Source organism: Bacillus sp. FSL K6-4563 (assembly GCF_038630405.1).
GTDB classification, from domain to species: Bacteria; Bacillota; Bacilli; order Bacillales; family Bacillaceae; genus Bacillus; species Bacillus pumilus.
Genome location: NZ_CP152030.1, coordinates 2,579,890 through 2,604,142, shown reverse-complemented (window position 1 = coordinate 2,604,142; position 24,253 = coordinate 2,579,890). Strand labels below are relative to the sequence as shown.

Annotated in this window: 22 protein-coding genes; 21 read left to right on the top strand and 1 reads right to left on the bottom strand. The window is 42.1% G+C overall.

Going from position 1 to position 24,253, the window contains the following annotated elements:
* The first annotated feature begins 90 nt into the window (after nt 1-90).
* Nucleotides 91-480 carry an FxsA family protein gene (locus MHH54_RS13170; protein ID WP_003216718.1) on the top strand — a complete coding sequence of 130 codons (390 nt, stop codon included), beginning with the start codon at nt 91-93 and terminating at the stop codon, nt 478-480.
* 25 nt (nt 481-505) lie between these two features.
* Here the strand turns inward: MHH54_RS13170 and ytvI are convergent, their stop codons facing one another.
* A complete protein-coding gene (gene ytvI, locus MHH54_RS13165; RefSeq protein ID WP_342500324.1) occupies nt 506-1,624 on the bottom strand; it encodes a sporulation integral membrane protein YtvI in 1,119 nt (372 codons plus the stop codon).
* Between the two features lie 100 nt (nt 1,625-1,724).
* On the opposite strand from ytvI, the gene MHH54_RS13160 reads away from it, so the two are divergent.
* The 20 genes from MHH54_RS13160 (at nt 1,725) to MHH54_RS13065 (ending at nt 24,201) form a co-directional block, all read left to right on the top strand.
* Nucleotides 1,725-2,189 (top strand): DUF441 domain-containing protein, encoded by a 465-nt coding sequence (locus MHH54_RS13160; RefSeq protein WP_044139290.1) that lies wholly within the window; start codon nt 1,725-1,727, stop codon nt 2,187-2,189.
* A 375-nt stretch (nt 2,190-2,564) separates the two neighbouring features.
* Nucleotides 2,565-3,683: a citrate synthase gene (gene citZ, locus MHH54_RS13155; RefSeq protein WP_008346063.1), complete on the top strand. Its 1,119-nt coding sequence runs from the start codon at nt 2,565-2,567 to the stop codon at nt 3,681-3,683.
* Between the two features lie 149 nt (nt 3,684-3,832).
* Nucleotides 3,833-5,104 (top strand): NADP-dependent isocitrate dehydrogenase, encoded by a 1,272-nt coding sequence (gene icd, locus MHH54_RS13150; protein WP_044139289.1) that lies wholly within the window; start codon nt 3,833-3,835, stop codon nt 5,102-5,104.
* Nucleotides 5,105-5,138: 34 nt separating this feature from the next.
* Complete coding sequence (gene mdh / locus MHH54_RS13145) at nt 5,139-6,077, top strand: malate dehydrogenase (RefSeq protein ID WP_003216833.1); 939 nt, start codon at nt 5,139-5,141, stop codon at nt 6,075-6,077.
* Nucleotides 6,078-6,263: 186 nt separating this feature from the next.
* A complete protein-coding gene (locus MHH54_RS13140) occupies nt 6,264-6,992 on the top strand; it encodes a response regulator transcription factor (RefSeq protein WP_342500323.1) in 729 nt (242 codons plus the stop codon).
* A complete protein-coding gene (locus tag MHH54_RS13135) occupies nt 6,985-8,727 on the top strand; it encodes an ATP-binding protein (protein WP_342500322.1) in 1,743 nt (580 codons plus the stop codon). Before MHH54_RS13140 ends, MHH54_RS13135 begins: the two co-directional genes overlap by 8 nt.
* A 254-nt stretch (nt 8,728-8,981) precedes the next feature.
* On the top strand, nt 8,982-11,621 hold the full coding sequence (polA, locus tag MHH54_RS13130) for a DNA polymerase I (protein WP_342500321.1): 2,640 nt from the start codon (nt 8,982-8,984) through the stop codon (nt 11,619-11,621).
* A 30-nt stretch (nt 11,622-11,651) separates the two neighbouring features.
* On the top strand, nt 11,652-12,485 hold the full coding sequence (gene mutM / locus MHH54_RS13125; RefSeq protein ID WP_003216358.1) for a DNA-formamidopyrimidine glycosylase: 834 nt from the start codon (nt 11,652-11,654) through the stop codon (nt 12,483-12,485).
* 174 nt (nt 12,486-12,659) lie between these two features.
* Nucleotides 12,660-13,292: a sporulation membrane protein YtaF gene (gene ytaF, locus MHH54_RS13120; RefSeq protein WP_003216274.1), complete on the top strand. Its 633-nt coding sequence runs from the start codon at nt 12,660-12,662 to the stop codon at nt 13,290-13,292.
* Nucleotides 13,293-13,306: 14 nt separating this feature from the next.
* Nucleotides 13,307-13,912, top strand: a complete 606-nt coding sequence (coaE, locus tag MHH54_RS13115) for a dephospho-CoA kinase (protein ID WP_003216794.1) — start codon at nt 13,307-13,309, stop codon at nt 13,910-13,912.
* 170 nt (nt 13,913-14,082) lie between these two features.
* Nucleotides 14,083-15,105 (top strand): glyceraldehyde-3-phosphate dehydrogenase, encoded by a 1,023-nt coding sequence (locus tag MHH54_RS13110; protein WP_003216683.1) that lies wholly within the window; start codon nt 14,083-14,085, stop codon nt 15,103-15,105.
* A gap of 234 nt (nt 15,106-15,339) precedes the next feature.
* Nucleotides 15,340-15,720, top strand: a complete 381-nt coding sequence (gene speD / locus MHH54_RS13105) for an adenosylmethionine decarboxylase (protein WP_003216492.1) — start codon at nt 15,340-15,342, stop codon at nt 15,718-15,720.
* A 186-nt stretch (nt 15,721-15,906) separates the two neighbouring features.
* Nucleotides 15,907-16,293, top strand: a complete 387-nt coding sequence (locus tag MHH54_RS13100; protein WP_342500320.1) for a cytosolic protein — start codon at nt 15,907-15,909, stop codon at nt 16,291-16,293.
* Nucleotides 16,294-16,297: 4 nt separating this feature from the next.
* A complete protein-coding gene (gene nrdR / locus MHH54_RS13095; RefSeq protein ID WP_003216720.1) occupies nt 16,298-16,756 on the top strand; it encodes a transcriptional regulator NrdR in 459 nt (152 codons plus the stop codon).
* 102 nt (nt 16,757-16,858) lie between these two features.
* On the top strand, nt 16,859-18,283 hold the full coding sequence (locus MHH54_RS13090; protein ID WP_342500319.1) for a replication initiation and membrane attachment family protein: 1,425 nt from the start codon (nt 16,859-16,861) through the stop codon (nt 18,281-18,283).
* A gap of 17 nt (nt 18,284-18,300) precedes the next feature.
* Complete coding sequence (dnaI, locus tag MHH54_RS13085; RefSeq protein ID WP_342500318.1) at nt 18,301-19,230, top strand: primosomal protein DnaI; 930 nt, start codon at nt 18,301-18,303, stop codon at nt 19,228-19,230.
* Between the two features lie 33 nt (nt 19,231-19,263).
* On the top strand, nt 19,264-19,902 hold the full coding sequence (locus MHH54_RS13080; protein WP_003216366.1) for a TVP38/TMEM64 family protein: 639 nt from the start codon (nt 19,264-19,266) through the stop codon (nt 19,900-19,902).
* Nucleotides 19,903-19,962: 60 nt separating this feature from the next.
* Nucleotides 19,963-20,832 (top strand): putative sporulation protein YtxC, encoded by an 870-nt coding sequence (ytxC, locus tag MHH54_RS13075; RefSeq protein ID WP_050943599.1) that lies wholly within the window; start codon nt 19,963-19,965, stop codon nt 20,830-20,832.
* Nucleotides 20,833-21,169: 337 nt separating this feature from the next.
* Nucleotides 21,170-23,110, top strand: coding sequence for a threonine--tRNA ligase (gene thrS, locus MHH54_RS13070; RefSeq protein ID WP_065098569.1), 1,941 nt, complete (start codon nt 21,170-21,172; stop codon nt 23,108-23,110).
* A gap of 170 nt (nt 23,111-23,280) precedes the next feature.
* Complete coding sequence (locus tag MHH54_RS13065) at nt 23,281-24,201, top strand: methyl-accepting chemotaxis protein (RefSeq protein ID WP_003216740.1); 921 nt, start codon at nt 23,281-23,283, stop codon at nt 24,199-24,201.
* Nucleotides 24,202-24,253 lie beyond the last annotated feature (52 nt).

Sequence of the window (24,253 nt, the reverse complement as noted above, 5' to 3'; positions counted from 1 at the left end):
GGGGAGTTGTCTGACTCCTCTCTTTTTTTATGTTACACTAAAAAAGTAAAACAGCTTTCGGGTGAAAGATACCCCATGAGGTGATATGGCTTGAAAAAATATTTGCTACTATTATTGATTCTGTTCCCTGCCGTGGAAATCAGTTTATTTTTAATATCAAGTAAAATCATTGGCATTTTGCCAACGATGCTGATGATCGTACTCACGAGTGCATTAGGTGCTTATTTTGCAAGAAAACAAGGAATCGAAGCTTTTCAAAAAGTGCAAAGAGATTTACAATATGGCAAAATGCCAGGGGTAGCGATTGTCGATGGTTTTTGCATTCTAATCGGCGGTCTGCTGCTACTCATTCCCGGCTTCTTATCAGATATCATCGGTGCGCTGCTGCTCATTCCGATGACGAGAAAGCAAATCAAGCCGCTTTTTGAACGCTGGCTTAGAAACATGTCTAATCGCAGTCGCTATACAATTATTCGCTAAAGAGACCTTGAGCTGAAGGTCTCTTTTACTTTTGCATGCCGTACCTAATGTACTGATAGATATCCCTGAAAACACCTGCATTACGAAATGCTTGCCACACGACAAGGGAAGCAGGGCCAATGACGAGTCCGAGGAAACCCAACCATTTTAACCCGACAAATAGCGCCACAAGCGTGGCTAAAGGATTAAGCCCAATGGATTTGCTTAAGACTTTTGGCTCTGATATTTGTCTTTGAATGAGCACGACAATATACAAAATGCCGAGCCCGATGGCGAGTGAAAGGTTTCCTGTCATGGCGGAGTAAATGATCCACGGCAGAAAAACGGTGCCGCTCCCGATATAAGGAAGTAAATCGACAAACCCAATACATAAAGCAATGACAAGGGAGTGCTCGACTTTTAAGATGATCAGTCCAATGATGACAAGGCCGATGGTCATCGCAACAAGCAAAAGCTGCGCCTTCATAAAACCGGTAATGGCTTTTTTGATTTCAGTTAAAATGGCTCGTGTATGCTGCATCCATTTTGCGGGAAAGATACGAGAACCATATTTTTTTAATGTAAACCAATCTTTCGTGATAAAAAAAGTCGCCAATGCAGAAAACAAAAGGGTTGCGGCTGCATCAGGCAAAAGACCTAAAAAAGCCGGGATGAGCTCGAGTGTTTTTGAAAGAAAAGTCCCTATTTTTGCGGCAGCTTCATCGCCTAGCGCCTGTATTTGTCCCAAAATCGATTCCTTTTGACCAGCTTGAAGTGTATTAAATTGGGCGGTTACATCATGGTACAATGGCAGGATCTTATCTGTAAAAAACTGTTCCACAATCCCAATCATTTGATCAAGGTGACCAGGCAGAACCTTTGCCAAATAAGCACTTCCTGAAATGATTTCTGCTACTAAGAGTGTGATGAAACCGGCTGCTACTACTAAAAAGAGCAGTAGTACAATGACGACAACAAATCCTCTTGGCATTCCGGTGATCTCTTCTATTTTGCATACAGCAGGGTGAATGAGGCAGGATACAATAAGTGCAATCCAAAAAGGATATAAAAAAGGAAAAGACTGATATAAAAAGACAACCGTAAATACAGCAATGCCGATCATCATCAAACTTCGTAGAAAAATGGCCATATAGGTGTGATTCACACAATCCCCTCCAAAAAACAAGCATGTCCGATACTTCATTTTATTCAAAAAGATTAGTAATATGAAAAGGTCGCAATAAAAAGAAAGGAAGGGGCGGCGTATGTTTACTCAAGCAAATTTATTTTTGGTTCTTTTACTCGTTATAGCACTTATTGCAAAAAACAATTCATTAATTTTAGCGGTTTCTGTGCTCATTGGGATTAAGCTGATTGGTTTGGATCAAAAAATTTTCCCAGTTCTTCAGTCGAAGGGCATCAATTGGGGGGTCACCGTCATTACAATTGCTGTGCTTGTTCCTATTGCAACAGGTGACATTGGATTTAAGCAGCTTGGAGAAGCCATGAAATCCTCTTATGCTTGGATTGCACTTGGAGCGGGTATATTAGTAGCATTAATCGCAAAAAACGGTATTGTGCTACTCGAAAATGATCCGCATATCACAGCAGCGCTTGTGTTCGGGACGATTTTGGCAGTCAGCTTATTTAAAGGAGTAGCTGTCGGTCCGCTGATCGGAGCAGGAATTGCTTATTTGGCGATGCAGGCTGTGAAATTTTTCAGCGGTTGAAAAGAGAGTGGTTCATGCCACTTTCTTTTTTATTTTTTTCTTGCGTGAGCTTTTGCAAAAAAACATAATTAAATATAATAAAAGAAGCAAAATCCCTTTATTCCATGCCTGATATGGAAGACTGGAAAAAAAAATATCAAAAAAAATTATAGTTAAACATTTAACAAATGTCTGATTATTGTTTATAATGGGAATAGGCTTAATTTTGAACTCATTGATCACACAAGAGATATGAGGCTAAAAGCGCTCTAACCGTATAGGTAAATGTAAGCATTTTCTTTTCTGAACGTGCCGACTTATTCGGATTGGATAGCGCTTTCAAAAAGCGAGAATTCTGCAACGAAGGGGAATCTTTTTAAAAAGGGGAGATTGAACATGACAGCAACAAGAGGTCTTGAAGGTATCGTGGCAACAACTTCATCCGTAAGCTCAATTATTGATGATACTCTTACTTATGTAGGGTACAATATCGATGATTTAACTGAAAAAGCTACATTCGAAGAAATTGTCTACCTGTTATGGCACTTAAAGCTGCCGAATGAGCAAGAGCTGAGTGAGTTAAAACAGCAGCTCAACGAAAATGCTCACATTCCGCAAGAAATCATTGAGCACTTTAAATCGTATTCGCTGGATGGGGTTCATCCAATGTCTGCGATTCGTACAGCGGTATCCTTACTAGGATTACTTGATGACGAATCAGAGATTATGGACAAAGAAGCAAATTACAGAAAAGCCATTCGCTTACAGGCGAAAATTTCTGGACTAGTCGCTGCGTTTTCACGCATTCGTAAGGGACTTGAGCCTGTACAGCCAAAAGAAGAATACAGCTATGCTGCGAACTTCTTGTATATGCTAAATGGCGAAGAGCCGTCACCAGTAGAAATTGAGGCAATTGATAAGGCACTCATTCTACATGCGGATCATGAATTAAACGCATCGACATTTACAGCGCGTGTATGTGTTGCTACACTATCAGATATCTACTCTGGTGTAACAGCGGCTATCGGTGCGCTGAAAGGACCACTTCATGGCGGAGCCAACGAAGGCGTGATGAAGATGCTTTCAGAAATTGGCGAAGTTGAAAACGTAGATTCCTATATTCATGGTAAGCTAGAGAAGAAAGAAAAAATTATGGGCTTTGGCCACCGCGTATACCGTCAAGGTGACCCGCGTGCAAAGCATCTAAAAGAAATGAGCCAGCGTTTAACAAACCTGACTGGCGAGCCGAAATGGTATGAAATGTCTGTTCGTGCAGAGGAAATCGTGACATCAGAGAAGAATCTTCCACCAAATGTTGATTTTTATTCTGCATCTGTATATCACAGTCTAGGGATTGATCATGACTTGTTTACACCAATTTTCGTGATCAGCCGATTCTCTGGATGGATTGCTCACATTTTAGAGCAGTATGACAACAATCGTCTCATCCGTCCAAGAGCTGACTACATTGGACCTGATCTTCAAACGTTTGTTCCGATCAGTGAAAGAGACTAATGTTTATAGAATAAGCGGGGGCTGATCCTCACGAAGGCCAATCAGCCTCTAGATCAACAAAAAACGAATCACGTGAAAAACTTCTTCGCTTGCAGACATCAAGCCAAGAAGTTTCAAATATTCACTACATAACCTGGGAGGTAATATCATTGTCACAAGGCGAAAAAATTACAGTTACTGGCGGCGTATTGAATGTACCAAATAATCCAATCATCCCGTTTATTGAAGGGGACGGAATCGGTCCTGACATTTGGAAAGCAGCATCAAGAGTACTTGAAGCCGCTGTAGAAAAAGCATATAAAGGTGAAAAGCAAATCACTTGGAAAGAAGTATATGCCGGTGAGAAAGCTTACAATAAAACTGGAGAATGGCTTCCTGAGCAAACACTTGAAGACATTCGTGAATATTTAATCGCAATCAAAGGACCACTGACAACACCAATCGGCGGAGGAATCCGTTCGTTAAACGTGGCACTTAGACAAGAGCTTGATCTATTCACATGCTTACGTCCAGTTCGCTGGTTCAAAGGCGTACCGTCTCCTGTGAAACGTCCAGAAGACACAGATATGGTCATCTTCCGTGAGAATACAGAAGATATCTATGCTGGTATCGAGTATGCACAAGGATCAGACGAAGTGAAGAAGTTAATTGACTTCTTAAAAAACGAATTAGGTGTAAACAAAATCCGTTTCCCAGAAACATCAGGTATCGGAATCAAGCCAGTTTCTGAAGAAGGAACTTCTCGCCTTGTCAGAGCGGCTATCCAATATGCAATCGACCAAGGCCGTAAGTCTGTGACACTTGTTCACAAAGGAAACATCATGAAATTCACAGAAGGAGCCTTCAAAAACTGGGGCTACGAAGTGGCTGAAAAAGAGTTTGGCGACAAGGTCTTTACATGGGCACAATATGATCGTATTGTGGAACAAGATGGAAAAGATGCGGCAAACAAAGCGCAAAGTGAAGCAGAAGCTGCTGGCAAAATTATTGTCAAAGACAGCATTGCAGATATTTTCCTTCAACAAATCCTAACTCGTCCAGCTGAGTTCGATGTTGTGGCAACAATGAACTTAAACGGAGATTACATCTCTGATGCTCTTGCAGCACAAGTTGGTGGAATTGGTATCGCACCAGGTGCGAACATCAACTACGAAACAGGACACGCTATTTTTGAAGCGACTCACGGAACAGCACCAAAATATGCTGGTCTTGATAAAGTGAACCCATCTTCTGTTCTTCTATCAGGCGTGCTTTTACTTGAGCACCTTGGCTGGCAGGAAGCAGCTGATCTAGTGATTCAATCTGTTGAAAATACAATTGCATCAAAAGTCGTCACTTACGATTTTGCTAGATTAATGGATGGCGCAAAAGAAGTGAAATGTTCTGAGTTTGCTGACGAGCTCATCAAAAACTTGTCTTGATTCTTAAACTTTAAAGTTAAAGGGGAAAAAGGAAATGGCAAACAAGCGTAAAAAAGTATCTGTTATCGGAGCAGGCTTTACTGGAGCAACTACAGCATTTCTAACGGCTCAAAAAGAATTAGCGGACGTCGTATTAGTCGATATCCCGCAGCTTGAGAACCCAACAAAAGGGAAAGCACTTGATATGCTGGAAGCAAGTCCTGTTCAAGGCTTCGATGCAAACATTACAGGAACTTCTAACTACGAAGATACAGCCGGTTCTGATGTCGTGGTCATTACGGCGGGGATTGCAAGAAAGCCGGGAATGAGCCGTGACGATCTCGTGTCAACAAATGAAAAAATCATGCGCAGTGTGACACGCGAAATCGTTAAATATTCTCCAGAAACAATCATTGTTGTATTAACAAACCCTGTTGATGCAATGACGTATGCAGTTTATAAAGAATCAGGATTACCAAAAGAAAAAGTCATTGGACAATCGGGCATTCTTGATACAGCACGTTTCCGTACGTTCGTTGCTCAAGAATTAAACCTATCTGTTAAAGACGTGACGGGCTTTGTGCTTGGTGGGCATGGCGATGACATGGTTCCTCTTGTTCGTTACTCTTATGCAGGCGGTATCCCGCTTGAAACATTGATTCCTAAAGAGCGAATTGATGCAATTGTTGAAAGAACAAGAAAAGGCGGCGGCGAAATCGTGAACCTATTAGGTAACGGTAGTGCATATTATGCACCTGCTGCTTCACTAGTCGAAATGGTTGAGGCGATCCTTAAAGATCAGCGCCGCGTCATGCCGACGATTGCTTACCTTGAAGGTGAATATGGCTACGAAGGCATTTACCTAGGTGTACCAACAATCGTAGGTGGAAACGGCCTTGAGCAGATCATCGAGCTTGAGCTGACAGAAGAAGAAAGAAGTCAGCTTGACCGTTCTGTTGAATCAGTTAAGAATGTCATGAAAGTATTGTCTTAATATGAATAAAAAAGAAGGCTTCTCGTATGAGGAGTCTTCTTTTTGTTTACAAAACAAATCTTGTCGAAATTTTAAATTGTTCTCTTGTTAAGCTTTCGTTAAAATGAAAGAGAAAGCATGACTTCTCGCTTTTCACATAAGATACAAAAAACGGATGCAGGGGAAATCACTAATTGGAGGCACAACATGAATAAAAAAATATTAGTTGTGGATGATGAAGAATCGATTGTAACACTTCTAAGCTATAACCTTGAAAGAGCGGGCTATGATGTCGTCACAGCAAGAGACGGGGAAGAAGCACTTGAAAAAGCAGCAAGTGAACAGCCTGATCTCATTGTATTAGATTTAATGCTTCCGAAGATGGACGGCCTTGAAGTGTGCAAACAACTGAGAATTCAAAAAATGATGTTCCCTATTTTAATGCTGACAGCAAAGGACGATGAATTTGATAAGGTGCTAGGTCTTGAGCTTGGGGCCGATGATTACATGACAAAGCCATTCAGTCCTAGAGAAGTGGGTGCTCGGGTAAAAGCCATCTTGAGAAGAGCACAGCAATCTCAGCCTACCCCCACGCAAGAGGAGAAGGATGAGATCATTGCAGATCAAATCAAAATTGGTGAACTGCGTATTTTACCAGAACACTACGAAGTCTATTTCCAGGAAGAACGTCTAGAGCTGACGCCAAAAGAATTTGAACTGCTGCTTTATTTGGCGAAGCATAAAGGACGTGTCCTCACGCGTGATTTATTGCTAAGTGCCGTTTGGAATTATGACTTTGCAGGTGACACTCGTATTGTGGATGTCCATATTAGTCACTTGCGGGACAAAATTGAAAAGAACACAAAAAAACCAACATACATTAAAACGATTCGCGGCTTAGGCTACAAATTGGAGGAGCCAAAGTCAAATGAGTAAAATTAGAACCCGTCTGTTTTCGGGACTCATTTTTCTCCTTTTTATTGTGTTTGTGGCACTTGGTCTTTTCCTGGATCACATGTTCCATGTTTTCTATGAAACAAAATTAACGGAACGAATGGAAAAGGAATCGAGCTTTCTCCTGTCTTCTATGAATGGTGATGATTTAAAGGCGAAGCAAAACAAAGAGGTCCTCAATCAGGCAAAGCAGCATTTTGACATGAATGCGTCGATTGTGGATTTAAAGGGGAAGATCATACATACAACGGGTCAAGCAGAACAAAAGGCTGTCATTCAAAACACACTAAACAATGAACGTCTCCAAACAAAAGGAGTCGTTATTGACGATGAGAAGGATGCGCTTTTCCATTATGCTGTCCCGATCTTAAAACAAAACGAACCAGCGGGTTATTTATTTCTTCATGCGTCATACGAGCCTTTAAATGAAATTGACGGCCAGCTTTGGCTTGCATTAGCCTTTTGTCTTGGCTCGGCGATTATCATTATCGTTTTCTTTGGGTACCGCATGTCGATGAAATATGTGAAACCAATTGATTATGCGACAAAGGTAGCCAAACAGCTAGAACGCGGGAACTATGATACGAATAATTATGAAGAGCTGATGATTGAAACAAGTGAACTGAATACTTCCATGAAGCGTTTGGCAGGAAGTCTTCAAGAAATGACAAGTGCCGGTGAAATGCAGAGAGACCGGCTGCAAACGGTCATTGAAAATATTGGAGCGGGGATTATATTGATTGATAAGATGGGGTATATCCACCTTGTCAATCGAACCTTCCGCAAGCAGTTTAAGGTGCAAAAGCACATTTACATGCACAAGCTGTATCACGAAGCGTTTACCCATGAAGAGATTATCGAATTAATTGACGAAATTTTCATGACAGAAACGAAGGTGCGGAAGTTTTTACGTTTAGCCGTTGACATTGAACGACGCTACTTCCAAGTGGATGGTGTACCCATTTTAAGTACAGACGATGAATGGAAAGGAATTGTCCTCGTGTTTCATGACGTGACAGAAACGAAGCAGCTGGAGCAGATGCGAAAAGACTTTGTCGCCAATGTGTCTCATGAGTTAAAAACACCGATTACGTCGATTAAAGGATTTTCTGAAACTCTTCTTGATGGCGCGATTGATGACAAAGAAGCACTGACAGAATTCCTCTCTATCATTTTAAAAGAGAGTGTCCGTCTAGAAACATTGATTCAAGACTTACTTGATCTTTCTAAAATTGAGCAACAGCAATTCAAGCTGAATATTCAAGAAGCCAATGCGACAGAAATCATCCAAGAGATTCAAGTGCTGTTAAGTCAAAAGGCTACAGAAAAAGGCATTCAATTATATGTGCGTGTCCCAAAAGAACCGGTCTATGTCATGGCAGACCCGCTAAGGTTAAAGCAAATTTTTCTCAATCTCGTTAATAATGCCCTTACCTATACACCAGAGGGAGGAAGTGTCACCATCTCAGCAAGACCGCGAAAAGGTGCCTATGAATTTGATGTAGCAGATACAGGAATTGGTATGAAGAAAAGTGAGATTCCAAGAATATTTGAGAGATTTTATCGAATTGATAAAGATAGAAGCAGAAATTCAGGCGGTACAGGTCTTGGTCTTGCCATTGTCAAACACCTTGTGGAGGCGCATGAAGGAACAATTTCTGTCGGCAGCAAACAAGGTAAAGGAACGACTTTTACAGTGAGCCTGAAATCGACATAGAGAAAAAAGGAAAGTCACGTTAAAATTTACATGATCTTTACAATGAATTCATGTTTTGTTAAACATTCATTGATAGGATGAATAGGAACCCCTTCATCCAAGGAGCCAATTTTGGAAGGACGAAAACACTTGTTGTTTTCGTCCCTTTTTTATGCAGGCTCGACTATTTTCTTTTCAAAATAAACTTTGATAAAATGAAGATACAATGTGTGAAAGAGACGGCTGAGATGGCTCAGCCGATGGAGGATTAAAACATGACAGACAAAAAGAAATTAGTGTTAGTGGATGGAAACAGCCTCGCATATCGAGCCTTCTTTGCTTTGCCGCTATTATCAAATGATAAAGGCGTACATACAAATGCTATTTATGGCTTTGCGATGATTTTAATGAAAATGCTGGAGGACGAGAAGCCAACCCATATGCTCGTCGCATTTGATGCGGGAAAAACAACCTTCCGCCACGAGACATTTAAAGAATATAAAGGCGGAAGACAAAAAACCCCGCCAGAGCTATCAGAACAAATGCCATTCATCCGTGAACTATTAGATGCCTATCAGGTGAAAAGGTACGAGCTTCCTCAATATGAGGCAGATGATATTATCGGTACATTGGCTGTCGAGGCAGAAAAAAACGGCTTTGAAGTCAAAATCTTCTCAGGAGATAAAGACTTAACACAGCTCTCAACAGATCATACGACAGTCGCTATTACGAAAAAAGGCATCACAGAAGTAGAATACTACACACCTGCTCATATTGAAGAGAAATATGGCCTGCGACCAGATCAAATCATTGATATGAAAGGGCTGATGGGAGATTCCTCAGATAATATCCCAGGCGTCCCAGGTGTAGGTGAAAAAACAGCCATTAAATTGTTAAAGCAGTTTGAAACAGTTGAGAACCTGCTTGAACATATTGATGAAGTGAACGGGAAAAAGCTCAAAGAAAAGCTTGAAGAATATAAAGAACAAGCAGTCATGAGTAAAGAGCTGGCGACCATTCTCGTAGAAGCACCTATTGATGTGTCGAGCAAAGATCTTGCCTACGAAGGTCCACACATGGATCAAGTGATCTCTCTTTATAAAGAACTAGGCTTTCAAACCCTGCTAGAGCGTCTAGGAGAAGCACCAGAAACAGATGAACAGGTTGAAGTAGACGCATTAGAAGTGAAAAAAATGACAGCTGCAGGAGGCGACATGCTGACAGATCATGCAGCCCTTGTGGTAGAACAGCTTGGAGATAATTATCACGAAGCGGATTTGATCGGTTTTGCGATCCATAATGAAAATGGTGCGTTCTTTATGACGAAAGAAGATGCGCTTCAATCAGATGCATTTAAAGAATGGGTACAGGATGAAACGAAGAAAAAATGGGTCTTTGATTCAAAAAGAGCAGTTGTCGCTCTCAGATGGCATGATGTCGACCTAAAAGGTGTCGACAATGATGTTCTGCTCGCTTCCTACGTCGTCAACCCGCAGAAATCATACGAAGACGTCGCAAGTGTAGCGAAGGAATATGGTCTGAATATCGCTCTTTCTGATGAAAAAGTATACGGAAAAGGAGCAAAACAGGCGATTCCACCTGAAGATGAACTGAAGGGACATCTCGGACGAAAAGCAGCGGCGATCTCAGCCTTGCATGATTTAACATTAGAAGCATTAGAAAAAAATGATCAGCATGAACTATATGAAGATTTAGAGCTGCCGCTAGCACTCATCTTAGGCGAAATGGAATCTCTTGGAGTAAAGGTAGATATAAAGCGCCTAGAGAAAATGGGTGAAGAATTAACGAAAAAGCTCAAAGAATATGAAGAAACCATTCACCGCTTAGCAGGAGAAACGTTTAACATCAATTCTCCTAAACAGCTTGGTGTCATCCTTTTTGAAAAATTAGGTCTCCCGATTATCAAGAAGACAAAAACAGGCTATTCAACGTCTGCAGATGTGCTTGAAAAGCTTGAAGATAAGCATGAAATCATTCGATCCATTCTGCACTACAGGCAAATCGGAAAGCTGCAATCGACCTATGTAGAAGGGTTAATGAAAGTAACGCGCAAGGATACCCATAAAGTGCATACAAGGTTTAATCAAGCACTCACCCAAACAGGAAGATTAAGCTCAACAGATCCAAACCTTCAAAACATCCCGATTCGTTTAGAAGAAGGACGGAAGATTCGTCAAGCATTCGTTCCTTCAAAAGAAGGCTGGCTCATGTTTGCAGCTGACTATTCACAAATCGAGCTGCGTGTACTCGCTCATATTTCACAAGATGAGAATTTGATCGAAGCATTTACGAGGGACATGGACATTCACACGAAAACAGCGATGGATGTGTTCCATGTCTCAGAAGAAGAAGTGACTTCCGCTATGAGAAGACAAGCCAAGGCGGTAAATTTCGGTATTGTATACGGAATCAGCGACTATGGACTTTCTCAAAACCTTGGGATCACAAGAAAAGAAGCCGCCGCATTTATCGAGCGCTATTTAACAAGCTTTAAAGGCGTGAAAACCTATATGGAAGAAATCGTTCAGGAAGCGAAACAAAAAGGCTACGTCACGACGCTTCTTAAACGCAGACGGTATATCCCAGATATCACAAGCCGAAATTTTAATATCAAAAGCTTTGCAGAACGAACAGCCATGAACACACCGATCCAAGGCAGCGCAGCCGATATTATTAAAAAAGCGATGATTGATATGGCGCGAAGGCTCAAAGAAGAAAACCTGCAGACAAATCTTTTATTACAGGTGCACGATGAATTGATCTTTGAAGCGCCGAAAGAAGAAATCGCCATTCTTGAAAAGATTGTTCCTGAAGTCATGGAAAATGCACTTCAGCTTGATGTGCCGCTAAAAGTTGATTTTGCTTCAGGTCCATCTTGGTACGATGCGAAATAAATAATAGAGAGAGAAAAAGGAGCGAGGAGCATGCCGGAATTACCAGAAGTTGAAACCGTCCGGCGCACTCTCAAGCGGTTAGTCGAAGGAAAGACGATTGAAACGGTCGATATCAAATGGCCAAACATCATCAAACGTCCTGGGGAGCCGGAAGAGTTCGCAAGAAGATTGGTTGGAGAAACCATACAAACCATTGAAAGAAGAGGAAAGTTCCTCCTCTTTCATTTAGACCATTATGTGATGGTCTCCCATTTAAGGATGGAAGGGAAATATCGTGTACATGAAGCGCATGAGCCTTATGATAAACACGTACACGTCGTCTTTACGTTTACAGATGGGACGGAGCTTCGGTACCATGATGTGCGTAAATTTGGCACGATGCATTTATTTCAGCCGGGTGAAGAGGAAAGGGAACTCCCGCTATCACAGCTGGGATATGAACCATTCGATGAACAGTTTACTCCTGAGTATTTATGGGAGCAATTGAAAAAAACAACTCGCGTGGTCAAAACAGCACTGCTTGATCAAAAGATTGTCGTAGGACTTGGTAACATTTACGTAGATGAGGTCCTGTTTAAATCAGGGATTCATCCAGAAACGAAAGCGAATCAGCTCAGCCTGGAATCTTGCAAAGTGCTTCACAAACAGATCATCGATACGCTTCAGGTGGCGGTAGATGCGGGAGGAAGTACAATTCGTTCTTATATCAACTCACAAGGAGATATTGGCACATTTCAATTGCAGCTTCTTGTATATGACCGGCGGGGAGAGCCTTGCCAAACATGCGGAAGCATCATTGAGAAAACAGTAGTCGGAGGGCGCGGTACACACTTTTGTGTGACCTGCCAAAAACGTCCTCAATAAAGCTTAGCCATGAGCATGCTTCCTTTTTGCTATGCATACGATAAAAAACATTCATTTTTCAGCAAGGTGTAGACTGACACACAGCCCACCTGCTCTTCATATAGTGAAGAAGAGTCTAAGAACGCCTAGAGACTCTTGATCATCGTTGCATGAACAGAAAGGAAGAGTTCAGGTATGATTTCGATTTCGCTCCTGTTTTTAGCTATTGCAGTCAGCATCGACAGCTTTTCTGTAGGCTTTACGTATGGTCTCCGCAAAATGAGGATCCCATTTAAAGCCATCGTCATTATTGCATGCTGCTCAGGGATTGTGCTGCTCATTTCTATGCTGATTGGCAGCTTGCTGACGACATTTCTCCCTGTCTCAGTGACCGATAAACTGGGGGGAGGCATCTTAATTGCCATTGGTCTTTGGGTCCTGTATCAATTTTACAAACCAGCGAAAGAGCGTGATTTGCTTCTTCATGAAAAGACATTGCTTAATGTGGAAGTCCAATCGCTTGGGCTTGTCATTCACATTTTAAGAAAGCCAACAAGTGCAGATATTGACCGATCTGGGACGATTAATGGAATAGAAGCGGTACTTCTTGGAATTGCTTTATCCATTGATGCATTTGGCGCAGGGATTGGCGCAGCGATACTAGGCTTTTCTCCAATTGTCATGAGTATCACGGTCGCAGTGATGAGCTCACTTTTTGTATGTATCGGTCTGCGTGCCGGTCATTACTTGGCAAATTGGCGCTGGATCGATAAACTCGCATGCTTACCAGGGCTTCTGCTCATATTAATTGGGGTTTGGAAGCTGTAAAAGGAGGAAATCAATTGACGCTTGTCATTGGATTAACCGGCGGGATTGCTAGCGGAAAAAGCACAGTCTCGCAGATGATAAAAGAGCAGGGCATCCGGGTTGTGGACGCAGATGTGATTGCAAAAGAAGCGGTCGCCAAAGGAACACCCGCCCTTCATCATATCGTTCAAACCTTTGGTGAGGGTGTCCTCCTGCCAAATGGAGAGCTAGACCGGCAGCAGCTGGGAGCCATTATTTTTTCTAATGAAGAGAAAAGAAAGCAGCTAAATGCGATCGTTCACCCAGAAGTGCGAAAGGAAATGCTCAGGCAGCGAGATGAAGGAATCGACAGCCGAGAAACATTCGTTGTCCTGGATATCCCGCTTTTATTTGAGAGTCAGCTGGAAAGTCTCGTCGACCGCATTATTGTGGTGTATACAACACCAGAATTACAGCTATCACGACTCATAAATCGAAACGACCTTAGCGCGGAAGAAGCGCTGAATCGGATTCACTCTCAGCAGCCTCTTGAGGAAAAATGTAAGAAAGCAGACCGGGTGATAGAAAATACACAAGATCTTGCTTTTATTAGAAAGCAATTGCAGAACATATTAAATGAATGGGAACATACTGATAAGTAAGAGTACATACACGTACTCTTCTTTTTTTATGCTTTTTATATTTCTCATGAAAAGAACAGCCCTTTTTAGAAAATATACGTTTATATACTGGCAATTACAATCTAATGTGATATACTAATTTCATAAATAAATTTATTGAGTATAACACATAATAGAGGAGTGACCTGTTCATGAAGGTAAAAGCAGCGATCAATGGGTTTGGCAGAATTGGACGCATGGTCTTCAGAAAAGCAATGCTTGATGATCAAATTCAAATTGTAGCGGTGAACGCAAGCTATCCTGCCGAAACGCTAGCACATTTAATTAAATATGATACAAATCATGGACGTTACGAATGCGATGTGACAGCAGAAGATGACGCACTGATTGTAAATGGGAAAAGAGTGCTTTTGCTCAATAACAGAGACCCAAAGCAGCTTCCGTGGGGAGAGCTTGGGATTGATATCGTCATAGAAGCAACCGGAAAATTTAATTCAAAAGATCAAGCGATGGGCCATATAGATGCCGGAGCGAAAAAGGTCGTACTTACAGCTCCAGGTAAAAATGAAGACATTACAATTGTGATGGGTGTCAATGAGGATGATCTTGATCCTGAAAAGCACGTCGTTATTTCAAACGCATCTTGTACAACAAACTGTTTAGCACCAGTTGTCAAATTGTTAGATGATGAATTTGGCATCGACAACGGTTTAATGACAACGGTTCATGCGTATACAAATGATCAAAAAAATATCGATAACCCGCATAAGGATTTGCGCCGGGCAAGAGCATGTGCCCAGTCCATTATTCCAACGACGACGGGTGCCGCTAAAGCGCTTTCTTTAGTGCTGCCGCACATGAAAGGGAAATTGCATGGACTTGCACTTCGCGTGCCAGTTTCCAATGTATCGATGGTTGATCTTGTTGTCGACTTGAAAAAAGATGTCACAGCAGAAGAAGTCAATGCAGCCTTCTCAAATGCATCAAAAACTTCTCTTTCCGGTATTTTAGATTACACGGATGAGCCGCTTGTTTCTACAGACTTTAATACGAACCCTTATTCAGCTGTCGTAGATGGACTGACAACGATGGTGATGGGGGATAGAAAAGTAAAAGTTCTTGCATGGTATGACAATGAATGGGGTTATTCATGCAGAGTGGTGGATCTCGTGAAGTTTGTCGGATCGCAGATGAAAGAGCTTTCTGCTGTTTGAAATGAAGAAGACGAACGTCCCTTTTCAAGGAATGAGAGAAAATCCCATTGAAAACACAGCTTGCAAAATGGGTCTAAACAAAGTATACTATTTTTCGTGAACTTCTTGTTCGCAGACTCATTCGGGTATACTTAAAGGGTTAGGACCTCTTTGGACTAACTTTCCCCCGTGGTATATGTCCGGTCCGGCTGCTTAGAACTTCACTCTTTCATTCTTGTTTAAGGGGGGTCCATGATGGAAACAATCGGACGTCACGTTATCTCCGAGCTATGGGGATGCGACTGTGATAAACTGAACGACATGGATTTTATTGAAAAAACGTTTGTAAATGCAGCTTTGAAATCAGGAGCTGAAGTAAGAGAGGTTGCTTTTCACAAATTTGCACCTCAAGGAGTAAGTGGAGTTGTCATTATTTCTGAATCTCATCTGACAATTCACAGCTTTCCTGAACATGGTTATGCGAGCATAGATGTTTATACTTGCGGCGACCTAGATCCGAATATCGCAGCAGATCATATCGGAGATGAATTAGGTGCTGAAACAAGAGAAAACATTGAAATTCCTCGAGGCATGGGACCTGTACAAGTGAAACAGGCGCAAGCCAAAGCACTGTAAACATAAAAAAAGATCGCAATGGGAGCTGGCCAAAAGCATTGAAATGCCTTTGTGTTATGCTCCTTTTTATATTTGTTTGATAGAGAAAATCCAACATTCCCCAACTTGCCTATACTTTTGTTCTAGGAAAACAAAGGTTTTTTTTATAAAATAAAGAAGAGGCATTATGGCAAAGGGGATACGTAGATGATTTTAGGACAAAAGTTCAAACGGTTCATGTCAAACCATACAGAAACATCTGACGAGCATCCAGTGTCAGAACTGAAAAGCCATTACTACAAATCGACGGATGCGCAAGTTTTTCAAGCGCTGGAAGCCATGCTTTCTGGGCACGCTTCCTATCAAGTGACATCTGTTTCAGCAGAACGAGGTGAAATTAGCGCAAACATCAGTATGCCGAAAAAAGCCTTTCTCGTAGCGACTGTCATTTCAATTCGTCCTTTTGAAACAGCTGTCGATTTTAATGTGACAACAGAAACAGCCTTGCCAACAGATTTTGGCTATAGTGAGAAAACGGTTTTTTCCCTTTATGATGAATTAGACAAACAACTTCCAAGAATAGATCGGAGCTGATGAAATGAAATGTCCCACATGTCAGCACCTTGGCACAAGGGTGCTTGATTCAAGACCAGTAGATGAAGGGAAATCCATCCGTCGTAGAAGAGAGTGCGAAAGCTGCCAATATCGCTTTACGACGTTTGAGAAATTAGAAGAATTACCACTGATTGTGGTGAAAAAAGAAGGAATTCGAGAAGAATTCAGCCGCGAAAAGATGCTGAGAGGACTCATTAAAGCATGTGAAAAGCGACCTGTTGCTTTAAAGCAGCTGGAGGATGTCTGCTTTAATATTGAAAAAGAACTGCGTAATCAAGGCATGTCAGAAGTGAAAAGTGAGCTTGTAGGTGAAATGGTGATGGACGAGCTGGCAAAAATTGATGAAGTGTCTTACGTCAGGTTTGCCTCCGTTTACCGGCAGTTTAAAGATATCAACGTCTTTATTGATGAATTAAAAGATTTATTAAAGAAAGAACGCTAAAAAAGAGCTGAAGATTCTTCATGCTCTTTTTCCTGCGTAAAGCGTAAAACGCAAAAAGGGTGTACAATAGAAACAATTGCAATTCATGGGGAGGATCAGCATATGACAGAGCATTGGAAGGAAATGCTAGCCGTCGATCCGTATGTCGTCAAAAGCGCTTCATTGCTCGGTGACATCGATAGACAGCTCATCACTCTTTTATATCAGCCGCTTATAGGCATGTCCGCTTTCAGCTTATATATGACGCTGTGGGGAGAGCTGGAACAAAATCGTATGTGGGGGAAACCCGCACCTCATCGGCAGCTCATGGTCATGCTGCAAACGAATTTGAATGATATTTTTGAGGAACGTTTAAAGCTTGAAGCGATTGGTTTACTCCGCACATATGAACAGGAAACGGAAGAAGGCAGACTGTTTACATATGAGCTTGTGCCGCCGTTAAGACCAGATGAGTTTTTCCAAGATGGTATGCTGAATGTTCTGCTGTACCATCGTGTAGAGAAAGCGAAATATATGCAGCTTCGTGATTATTTCTCATATCCCGGTGTTCCGGCAGAGGCAAAGAACATCTCGCGGTCGTTTGAAGAAGTTTTTCACGTATTGCAGCCAGGTGAACGCAGGATGACAGAAGAAATCAATCAGGCGTCATCACTTGATCAGGGCTATGAATATGTGACCGTTGGATCGAGTCAGCCGGCTCCTCTCTCAGACGAATCCTTTGATTTCGATTTATTGTTAGCAGGCATGTCTGATATGATGATTCCAAGAAAGGCTTTGACAAAGCAGGTGAAAGAAACCATTAAGAAGTTAGCCGTTGTATACGGCATCACCCCGCTTCAAATGCAAAATATTGTAGCAGGCGCCTGTGGTTCGGATCAAATGATCTCAACAGAAGAGCTGAGAAAAGCGGCAAGAGACTGGTACCAAATTGAATACAGAGGCGAGCAGCCAAAACTCATTGATCAAAAACAGCCGAGACACTTGCGTCAAGATGCTTCAAAAGCGCCAGTGGCAGATACGACGGATGCCAAATTGATTGAAAAGCTTGATCATATTTCGCCTAGGGAGCTGCTAAAAGATATGGCTGACGGCATTGAGCCAACATATGCCGACTTAAGAATTGTCGAAGATATTATGCTTGAGCAACAGCTAGAGCCAGGTGTCATGAACGTTTTGATCTACTATACATTATTGAAAACAGATATGAAGCTGTCGAAAACATATATGCAAAAAATCGCCGCTCATTGGGTGAGAAAGAAAATTAAAACCGTAGCGGCGGCCATGAAAATGGCCAAAGAAGAGAACAGGCAAATGACAGAGTGGGCGCAGCAGAAAAAGCAGCGTAGCACATACGGATCAGGGAAAGTTGTCCGTGAAGAGAAGCTTCCTGACTGGATGAAAGAAACCGAAACGAAAGAACAGCCAGCAAAAGAACAAACAGACAGCCTGTCGACAGAAGACCTCGAACGAGAAAAAGAAAAACTGTTAGATCAGTTTAAAAATATGAAAAAGTACAATGCACATTAAGATGAGGTGAGATGAGGATGAAACCGATCGGTCGTTCATTTGAACAGCTAAAAGGGCGCGTAGATTTTCGTGTGAGATACAATCAGATTAAAGAGAGTGTGTTATCTGATGAAGATGTAAAAGCCTTTTTACAGGAGCACCAAGAAGACATACACGAAGACATGATCAATCGCAGCTTGAACCGGCTTTTTGAATATGTGCAGCAGTCGAAGGGCTGTTCATATTGCTTAGATGAAGAGAACGTCAATGCGATTTTAGACGGTTATCACCCGAAGCTTGTGATCAAAGGTCAGAGTATTGATATTGAATATTCCCCTTGTCCAGTCAAGCTGCGGCTCGATAGACAGAAAAAACAGCAAGAGCTCATGAAAAGCATGTACATTCCGCAAAATGTTCTTCAAGCGACGTTCGCTGATTTGAACGTTGTGGGAAGACAGGAAGTCATTCAAAAAGTAGGGCAATTCCTGCAAAGCTATGATGAGACGGGCAAAGGGAAGGGCTTATATTTACACGGAAAGTTTGGAGTAGGAAAAACGTATATTCTGGCAGCCATTGCGCAGCAGTTAGCGGAGAAGGAATACCCATCTCTCCTTGTGTACGTGCCTGAATTTGTGAGAGAGCTAAAAAATTCGTTAGCCGATCATACACTAGAATCAAAACTGAACATGGTCAAATCCACACCTATTTTAATGCTTGATGATATTGGGGCAGAGTCGATGACAAGCTGGGTTCGAGATGAACTACTCGGAACGATTTTACAATACCGTATGGCAGAGCAGCTGCCGACTTTCTTCTCTTCTAATTTCTCACCAAGTGAACTGAAGCATCACTTTACGTACTCACAGCGCGGGGAAAAAGAAGAGGTCAAAGCCGCTCGTTTAATGGAACGGATTCTCTATTTAGCAGAGACAGTCTTGCTCGAAGGAGAAAACCGCCGTCATTTATAAAAGCGTCTATCACCTGAAGGAGGAGCAAATGAAATGAACAAAAGAAAATGGCTGCTTTTTCTCGTGATTGCAGGTCTCGCTGTTTTACTTTGGTGGCTGAACAAACAGCATCTTCAGCTGGCGCCAAAAGATGTGAAAAATTGGGTGCTTCAATTTGGGATGCTGGCACCCTTTGTTTTTCTTTTCTTATCTCTTTTTCGCCCGTTTGTTCTCGTCCCTATTACGGTTTTTTCGCTGGCAGCAGGTTTGGCATTTGGCAGTGTTCTTGGGACGATTTATGCCCTCGTTGGTGCTACCGCCGGAGCAACATGCTCCTTCCTGCTTGCCACAACCTTTCGTGCAAAAAAGAAGGAAACACAATCAAGCAGCCGGAAGCTGAAAGCGGTGACGTCCCGCATTCAGGAGCATGGGTTTCTTTACATTTTGTTATTGCGAATTGCCCCAATCCATTTTGACTTTGTCAGCTATGCGGCAGCAGCTTCACGTGCAAATTATCGTGCATTTACGGCAGCTACCTTTTTAGGCTTAATACCGGGTACAGTTGCATTAAATGTCCTTGGCTCAAGCTTTGTCAGCGGCAATTATGCCGCTTTAGCAATCGTTTGTTTGATTTATCTAATCTTTATCTCAGTTCCGCTCATTTTAAAAAGAAAGATGCCTGATTTATTTTAGGCGTCTATTTTTTATGTTCTCCCCATATATATGTAACAGATGTCGTTAGGGGGGACAAACATGCTTGAAATAATCTTTGAAGATGAATATGATACCGCCGCTTTTTTACATCTTGCTGAACACTTGGACAGTCGGCATCACATGTCAATTCAACAAGGGAAAGACCGGCTTCTCATAGAGGCGAAGGAATCAAAGGAAGGACTTGAGTCCATTGTGCGGCCATTACTGGTTCACTTTTTTTTGGAATGCAAAGAAAATGAGCGCATGCGCAGCATTCTTGAAAACACGTATTTATTTAAAGATCCTGAAGAGCAGCACCAAATTCTTTCAATTGCCCACAGCATCATGAACGGGGATTTAGATGATATTCCCGGCATTCATCAAGAACCGTCAAGAGAAGCCCTGTTAACAAAGGAGCTCGAGACGATTTCTTTACAGCAAGGTATTTTTTCAATTGGTTCATTTATGACATTCAGACTGTCAGAGTATGACAGGAGGCTGAAGAACTATGTTGAAGTCTCCATTGAAGAATACAAAATGGAACAAGAATATCAAAACTTCATTCAATCGCTTCGAGACTATGTGATGGCAAAAGAACCGAAGCTCGAAAAAGTACATGTTGTGCATCAGGATCGCCTGATGATTTGGGAATTTCGGTACGCTTCTGAGCGTGATCAAAAACAATACATAGACAGACAGTTTGTAAGAGAGCATCCAATGTATATTGATTCGCAGCTGATTGCACCACTCGTATCCATAGCGCCCAAAAAGATTGACCTGTTTACAAATGATACAGGTCACTCGATGGTACAGACCATTCAAAATATTTTTCAAGAAAGGGTCGAGGTATTCCCGGCTCATTCATTTCAAGAACACAATGTTCAATTTGTCCATGACCATTTGGAACAGAAAAGTGAAAAGCTTTCTTGATTTTCACGAAAAAACGTTTTATAATACGGTGTAACTTCATACAAAGACCGTATTGATAAGGACATGAACAAATGAACACCCGCTTAAAGAGAGGGAAGCCGCGGCTGAAAGCTTCCTAGCAGAGGACCATTTGCTTTACCACCTTTGAACATCAGCTGTGAACGTTTTAGTAATGGCTGACGGGAATTCCCGTTATCGAACCACAAGCCGTGTTTGCTTATGAAAAAGTAAGCTGCAAATACGGGAAAAAGGGTGGAACCACGATTCCGTTTTATTCAACCTCGTCCCTTTCCAGGGGGCGGGGTTTTTATATTGCCAAAAAAAGGAGTGACCAGAGATGTCAGAACAAATTCAACTTACATTTCCAGATGGAGCAGTCAAGGAGTTTGACAAAACAGCTACAACAGAAGACATCGCGGCATCAATTAGCCCAGGCCTAAAGAAAAAAGCGCTTGCCGGTAAATTGAACGGCAAAGAAATAGATCTGCGTACGCCGCTACTAGAAAGTGGAACAATTGAGATCATCACAGATAAAAGTGATGAAGCACTCGACATTATGCGCCACAGCACAGCTCATTTGCTAGCACAGGCAATCAAACGCCTGTATGGAAAAGAGCATCACGTTCAGTTTGGCGTAGGTCCTGTGATTGAAAATGGCTTCTACTACGATGTGGACATCGATGTTGCCATCACACCGGAAGATTTACCAAAGATTGAAAAAGAAATGAAAAAAATCATTAACAGCAATCTGCCAATCGAGCGAATTGAAGTATCAAGAGAAGAAGCGAAAAAACGCTTTGAAGCGATTGGTGATCAATTAAAGCTTGAGCTGTTAGAGGCGATTCCAGAAGGTGAAGCTGTCACGATTTATGAGCAGGGTGAATTCTTTGACCTCTGCCGCGGCATTCACTTGCCATCAACAGGGAAAATCAAAGAGTTTAAACTGTTAAGCCTTGCAGGTGCATACTGGAGAGGTGACAGCAACAATCAAATGCTTCAGCGTATTTACGGTACAGCTTTCTTCAGCAAAGATGATCTAAATGAGCATCTACGCCTGCTTGAAGAAGCGAAAGAACGCGATCACCGTAAACTAGGAAAAGAGCTGAAACTGTTTGCGAACTCTCAAAAGGTAGGTCAAGGTCTACCGCTTTGGTTGCCAAAAGGCGCAACGATCCGCCGCGTTATTGAGCGTTACATTGTCGATAAAGAAGTACGCCTTGGTTATGAGCATGTGTATACACCAGTTCTTGCAAATGTTGAATTGTATAAAACATCAGGGCACTGGGCGCATTATCAAGAAGACATGTTCCCTGTGATGGAAATGGACAACGAAGATCTTGTTCTTCGTCCGATGAACTGTCCTCACCATATGATGATTTACAAAAACGAGCCGCATAGCTATCGCGAATTGCCAATTCGTATTGCAGAGCTTGGTACAATGCACCGTTATGAAATGTCAGGTGCTTTATCCGGCCTTCAGCGTGTTCGCGGTATGACATTAAACGATGCCCATATCTTTGTACGTCCAGATCAAATCAAAGACGAATTCATTCGTACAGTTCGCCTAATTGAAGAAGTGTATCAAGACTTTGGCTTGAATGACTACACATTCCGCTTATCTTACCGTGATCCAGAAGATACTGAGAAGTATTTCGACGATGATGCAATGTGGAATAAAGCGCAATCGATGCTAAAGGATGCAATGGACGAGCTTGGTCATGACTATTATGAGGCAGAAGGCGAAGCGGCATTTTATGGTCCGAAGCTTGACGTTCAAGTGAAGACAGCTCTTGGAAAAGAAGAGACACTGTCTACTGTACAGCTTGATTTCTTACTTCCAGAGCGCTTCGATCTCACATATATCGGAGAAGATGGCAAGCACCATCGTCCAGTCGTGATTCATAGAGGTGTTGTTTCTACAATGGAGCGTTTTGTTGCCTTCTTAATTGAAGAATACAAAGGAGCCCTACCAACTTGGCTGGCACCTGTACAATTCCAAGTCATCCCGGTTTCACCTTCTGTCCATTTAGACTATGCGAAAAAAGTACAAGAACGTTTGCAGCTTGAAGGTCTTCGTGTAGAGCTTGACAGCCGTGATGAAAAAATCGGATACAAAATTAGAGAAGCGCAAATGCAAAAGATTCCGTACATGCTAGTCGTCGGAGATCAAGAAGCAGAAAATGGCGCAGTCAATGTAAGAAAATACGGAGAGCAAGATTCAGAAACAATGGATCTTGAAGCCTTTGTGAAACATGCAGTAGCAGAAGCGAAAAAATAATCTTTTTCAAGCGAAGCAGTCAGTGATCTTTCTCCTTAGATCACTGGCTTTTTCTTTTTGGGAAAAATTCTCCACTAGTGATCCAGTCCCTTGAATGATACGTTTAGATAGTATGAAAGTATGGGTAAGTATGTACTATTGGTTCGAGTTAAATTGGGGGTATGAAAGCGATGATGAAAACAACAAACACTTTATCATCACAAGTATTGGAGCGATCAGCAGTACTTCGTGCATTGGAACACTCACTGGCGATGATTGAATTTGATGTGACAGGTGAAGTGCTATGGGTCAATGATATTTTTGCAAAAGCCATGGGATATTCAAAGCAAGAGATGATTGGTTTAAAACATAGACAGTTTTGTCCTCCTCATATTGCAGAACACGCAAGCTATCAAATGTTTTGGAAGCGTTTGAAAGAGGGGCAAGTCTTTCAGGAAAAGGTGCAGCGGACGACGAAGAATGGTGACAATTTATGGCTTGAAGCGACATATACACCTGTCCGCAATGAAGAGGAACGCGTAGTGGGTGTTGTGAAAGTCGCAACAGACATAACAGAAAGAGAAAGCACGATGAAACAGGTCGTAGGCGATTTAAAGGACATGTCTGCGAAATTAATGGAGCGAGCAGAAGTGGGCATCCAGCATAGTCAAAGAGTCAATGTCTCCTTTGATCATATAGCAAACGAAACAGATCAAAATATGAGCTTACTAGAAGGATTAACAGAGCAGGTAGAGTCCATCAGTTCCATCGCTACAACGATTAACAGCATTTCCTCACAAACCCAGCTCCTTGCATTAAATGCGGCGATCGAAGCAGCCCATGCAGGTTCCTATGGAAATGGCTTTAGTGTAGTGGCGGCAGAAATTCGAAAGCTTGCAACTGATGCAAAAGAAGCGATCGTCAAAGTAGATCAATATGTAAAGGCGATTCATGCGGAAGTAGAGAAGGTCAGCAGCGGAACGAGCCGGGCCAAGACAACGGTGTTTACAAATCGCGATCTTGTAAAGCAGGCAAGTGAGGAATTTATGAATGTAGGAGAAGCAGCCCGCAGCTTAGACAAGCAAGCGCAAAGTCTAGCGGGAATTGTGTAGTTTGAGCACACAAAAAACACCCAATCTCGTTAGGAGAAGGGTGTTTTCTCGT

What these genes read in the sequence shown, in the direction of transcription:
- MHH54_RS13160 (WP_044139290.1), top strand. Translation starts at nt 1,725, where the DNA reads ATGTTTACTCAAGCAAATTTATTTTTGGTTCTTTTACTCGTTATAGCA.
- citZ (WP_008346063.1), top strand. Translation starts at nt 2,565, where the DNA reads ATGACAGCAACAAGAGGTCTTGAAGGTATCGTGGCAACAACTTCATCC.
- mdh (WP_003216833.1), top strand. Translation starts at nt 5,139, where the DNA reads ATGGCAAACAAGCGTAAAAAAGTATCTGTTATCGGAGCAGGCTTTACT.
- MHH54_RS13140 (WP_342500323.1), top strand. Translation starts at nt 6,264, where the DNA reads ATGAATAAAAAAATATTAGTTGTGGATGATGAAGAATCGATTGTAACA.
- MHH54_RS13135 (WP_342500322.1), top strand. Translation starts at nt 6,985, where the DNA reads ATGAGTAAAATTAGAACCCGTCTGTTTTCGGGACTCATTTTTCTCCTT.
- polA (WP_342500321.1), top strand. Translation starts at nt 8,982, where the DNA reads ATGACAGACAAAAAGAAATTAGTGTTAGTGGATGGAAACAGCCTCGCA.
- mutM (WP_003216358.1), top strand. Translation starts at nt 11,652, where the DNA reads ATGCCGGAATTACCAGAAGTTGAAACCGTCCGGCGCACTCTCAAGCGG.
- ytaF (WP_003216274.1), top strand. Translation starts at nt 12,660, where the DNA reads ATGATTTCGATTTCGCTCCTGTTTTTAGCTATTGCAGTCAGCATCGAC.
- MHH54_RS13110 (WP_003216683.1), top strand. Translation starts at nt 14,083, where the DNA reads ATGAAGGTAAAAGCAGCGATCAATGGGTTTGGCAGAATTGGACGCATG.
- speD (WP_003216492.1), top strand. Translation starts at nt 15,340, where the DNA reads ATGGAAACAATCGGACGTCACGTTATCTCCGAGCTATGGGGATGCGAC.
- MHH54_RS13100 (WP_342500320.1), top strand. Translation starts at nt 15,907, where the DNA reads ATGATTTTAGGACAAAAGTTCAAACGGTTCATGTCAAACCATACAGAA.
- nrdR (WP_003216720.1), top strand. Translation starts at nt 16,298, where the DNA reads ATGAAATGTCCCACATGTCAGCACCTTGGCACAAGGGTGCTTGATTCA.
- MHH54_RS13090 (WP_342500319.1), top strand. Translation starts at nt 16,859, where the DNA reads ATGACAGAGCATTGGAAGGAAATGCTAGCCGTCGATCCGTATGTCGTC.
- dnaI (WP_342500318.1), top strand. Translation starts at nt 18,301, where the DNA reads ATGAAACCGATCGGTCGTTCATTTGAACAGCTAAAAGGGCGCGTAGAT.
- MHH54_RS13080 (WP_003216366.1), top strand. Translation starts at nt 19,264, where the DNA reads ATGAACAAAAGAAAATGGCTGCTTTTTCTCGTGATTGCAGGTCTCGCT.
- ytxC (WP_050943599.1), top strand. Translation starts at nt 19,963, where the DNA reads ATGCTTGAAATAATCTTTGAAGATGAATATGATACCGCCGCTTTTTTA.
- thrS (WP_065098569.1), top strand. Translation starts at nt 21,170, where the DNA reads ATGTCAGAACAAATTCAACTTACATTTCCAGATGGAGCAGTCAAGGAG.
- MHH54_RS13065 (WP_003216740.1), top strand. Translation starts at nt 23,281, where the DNA reads ATGATGAAAACAACAAACACTTTATCATCACAAGTATTGGAGCGATCA.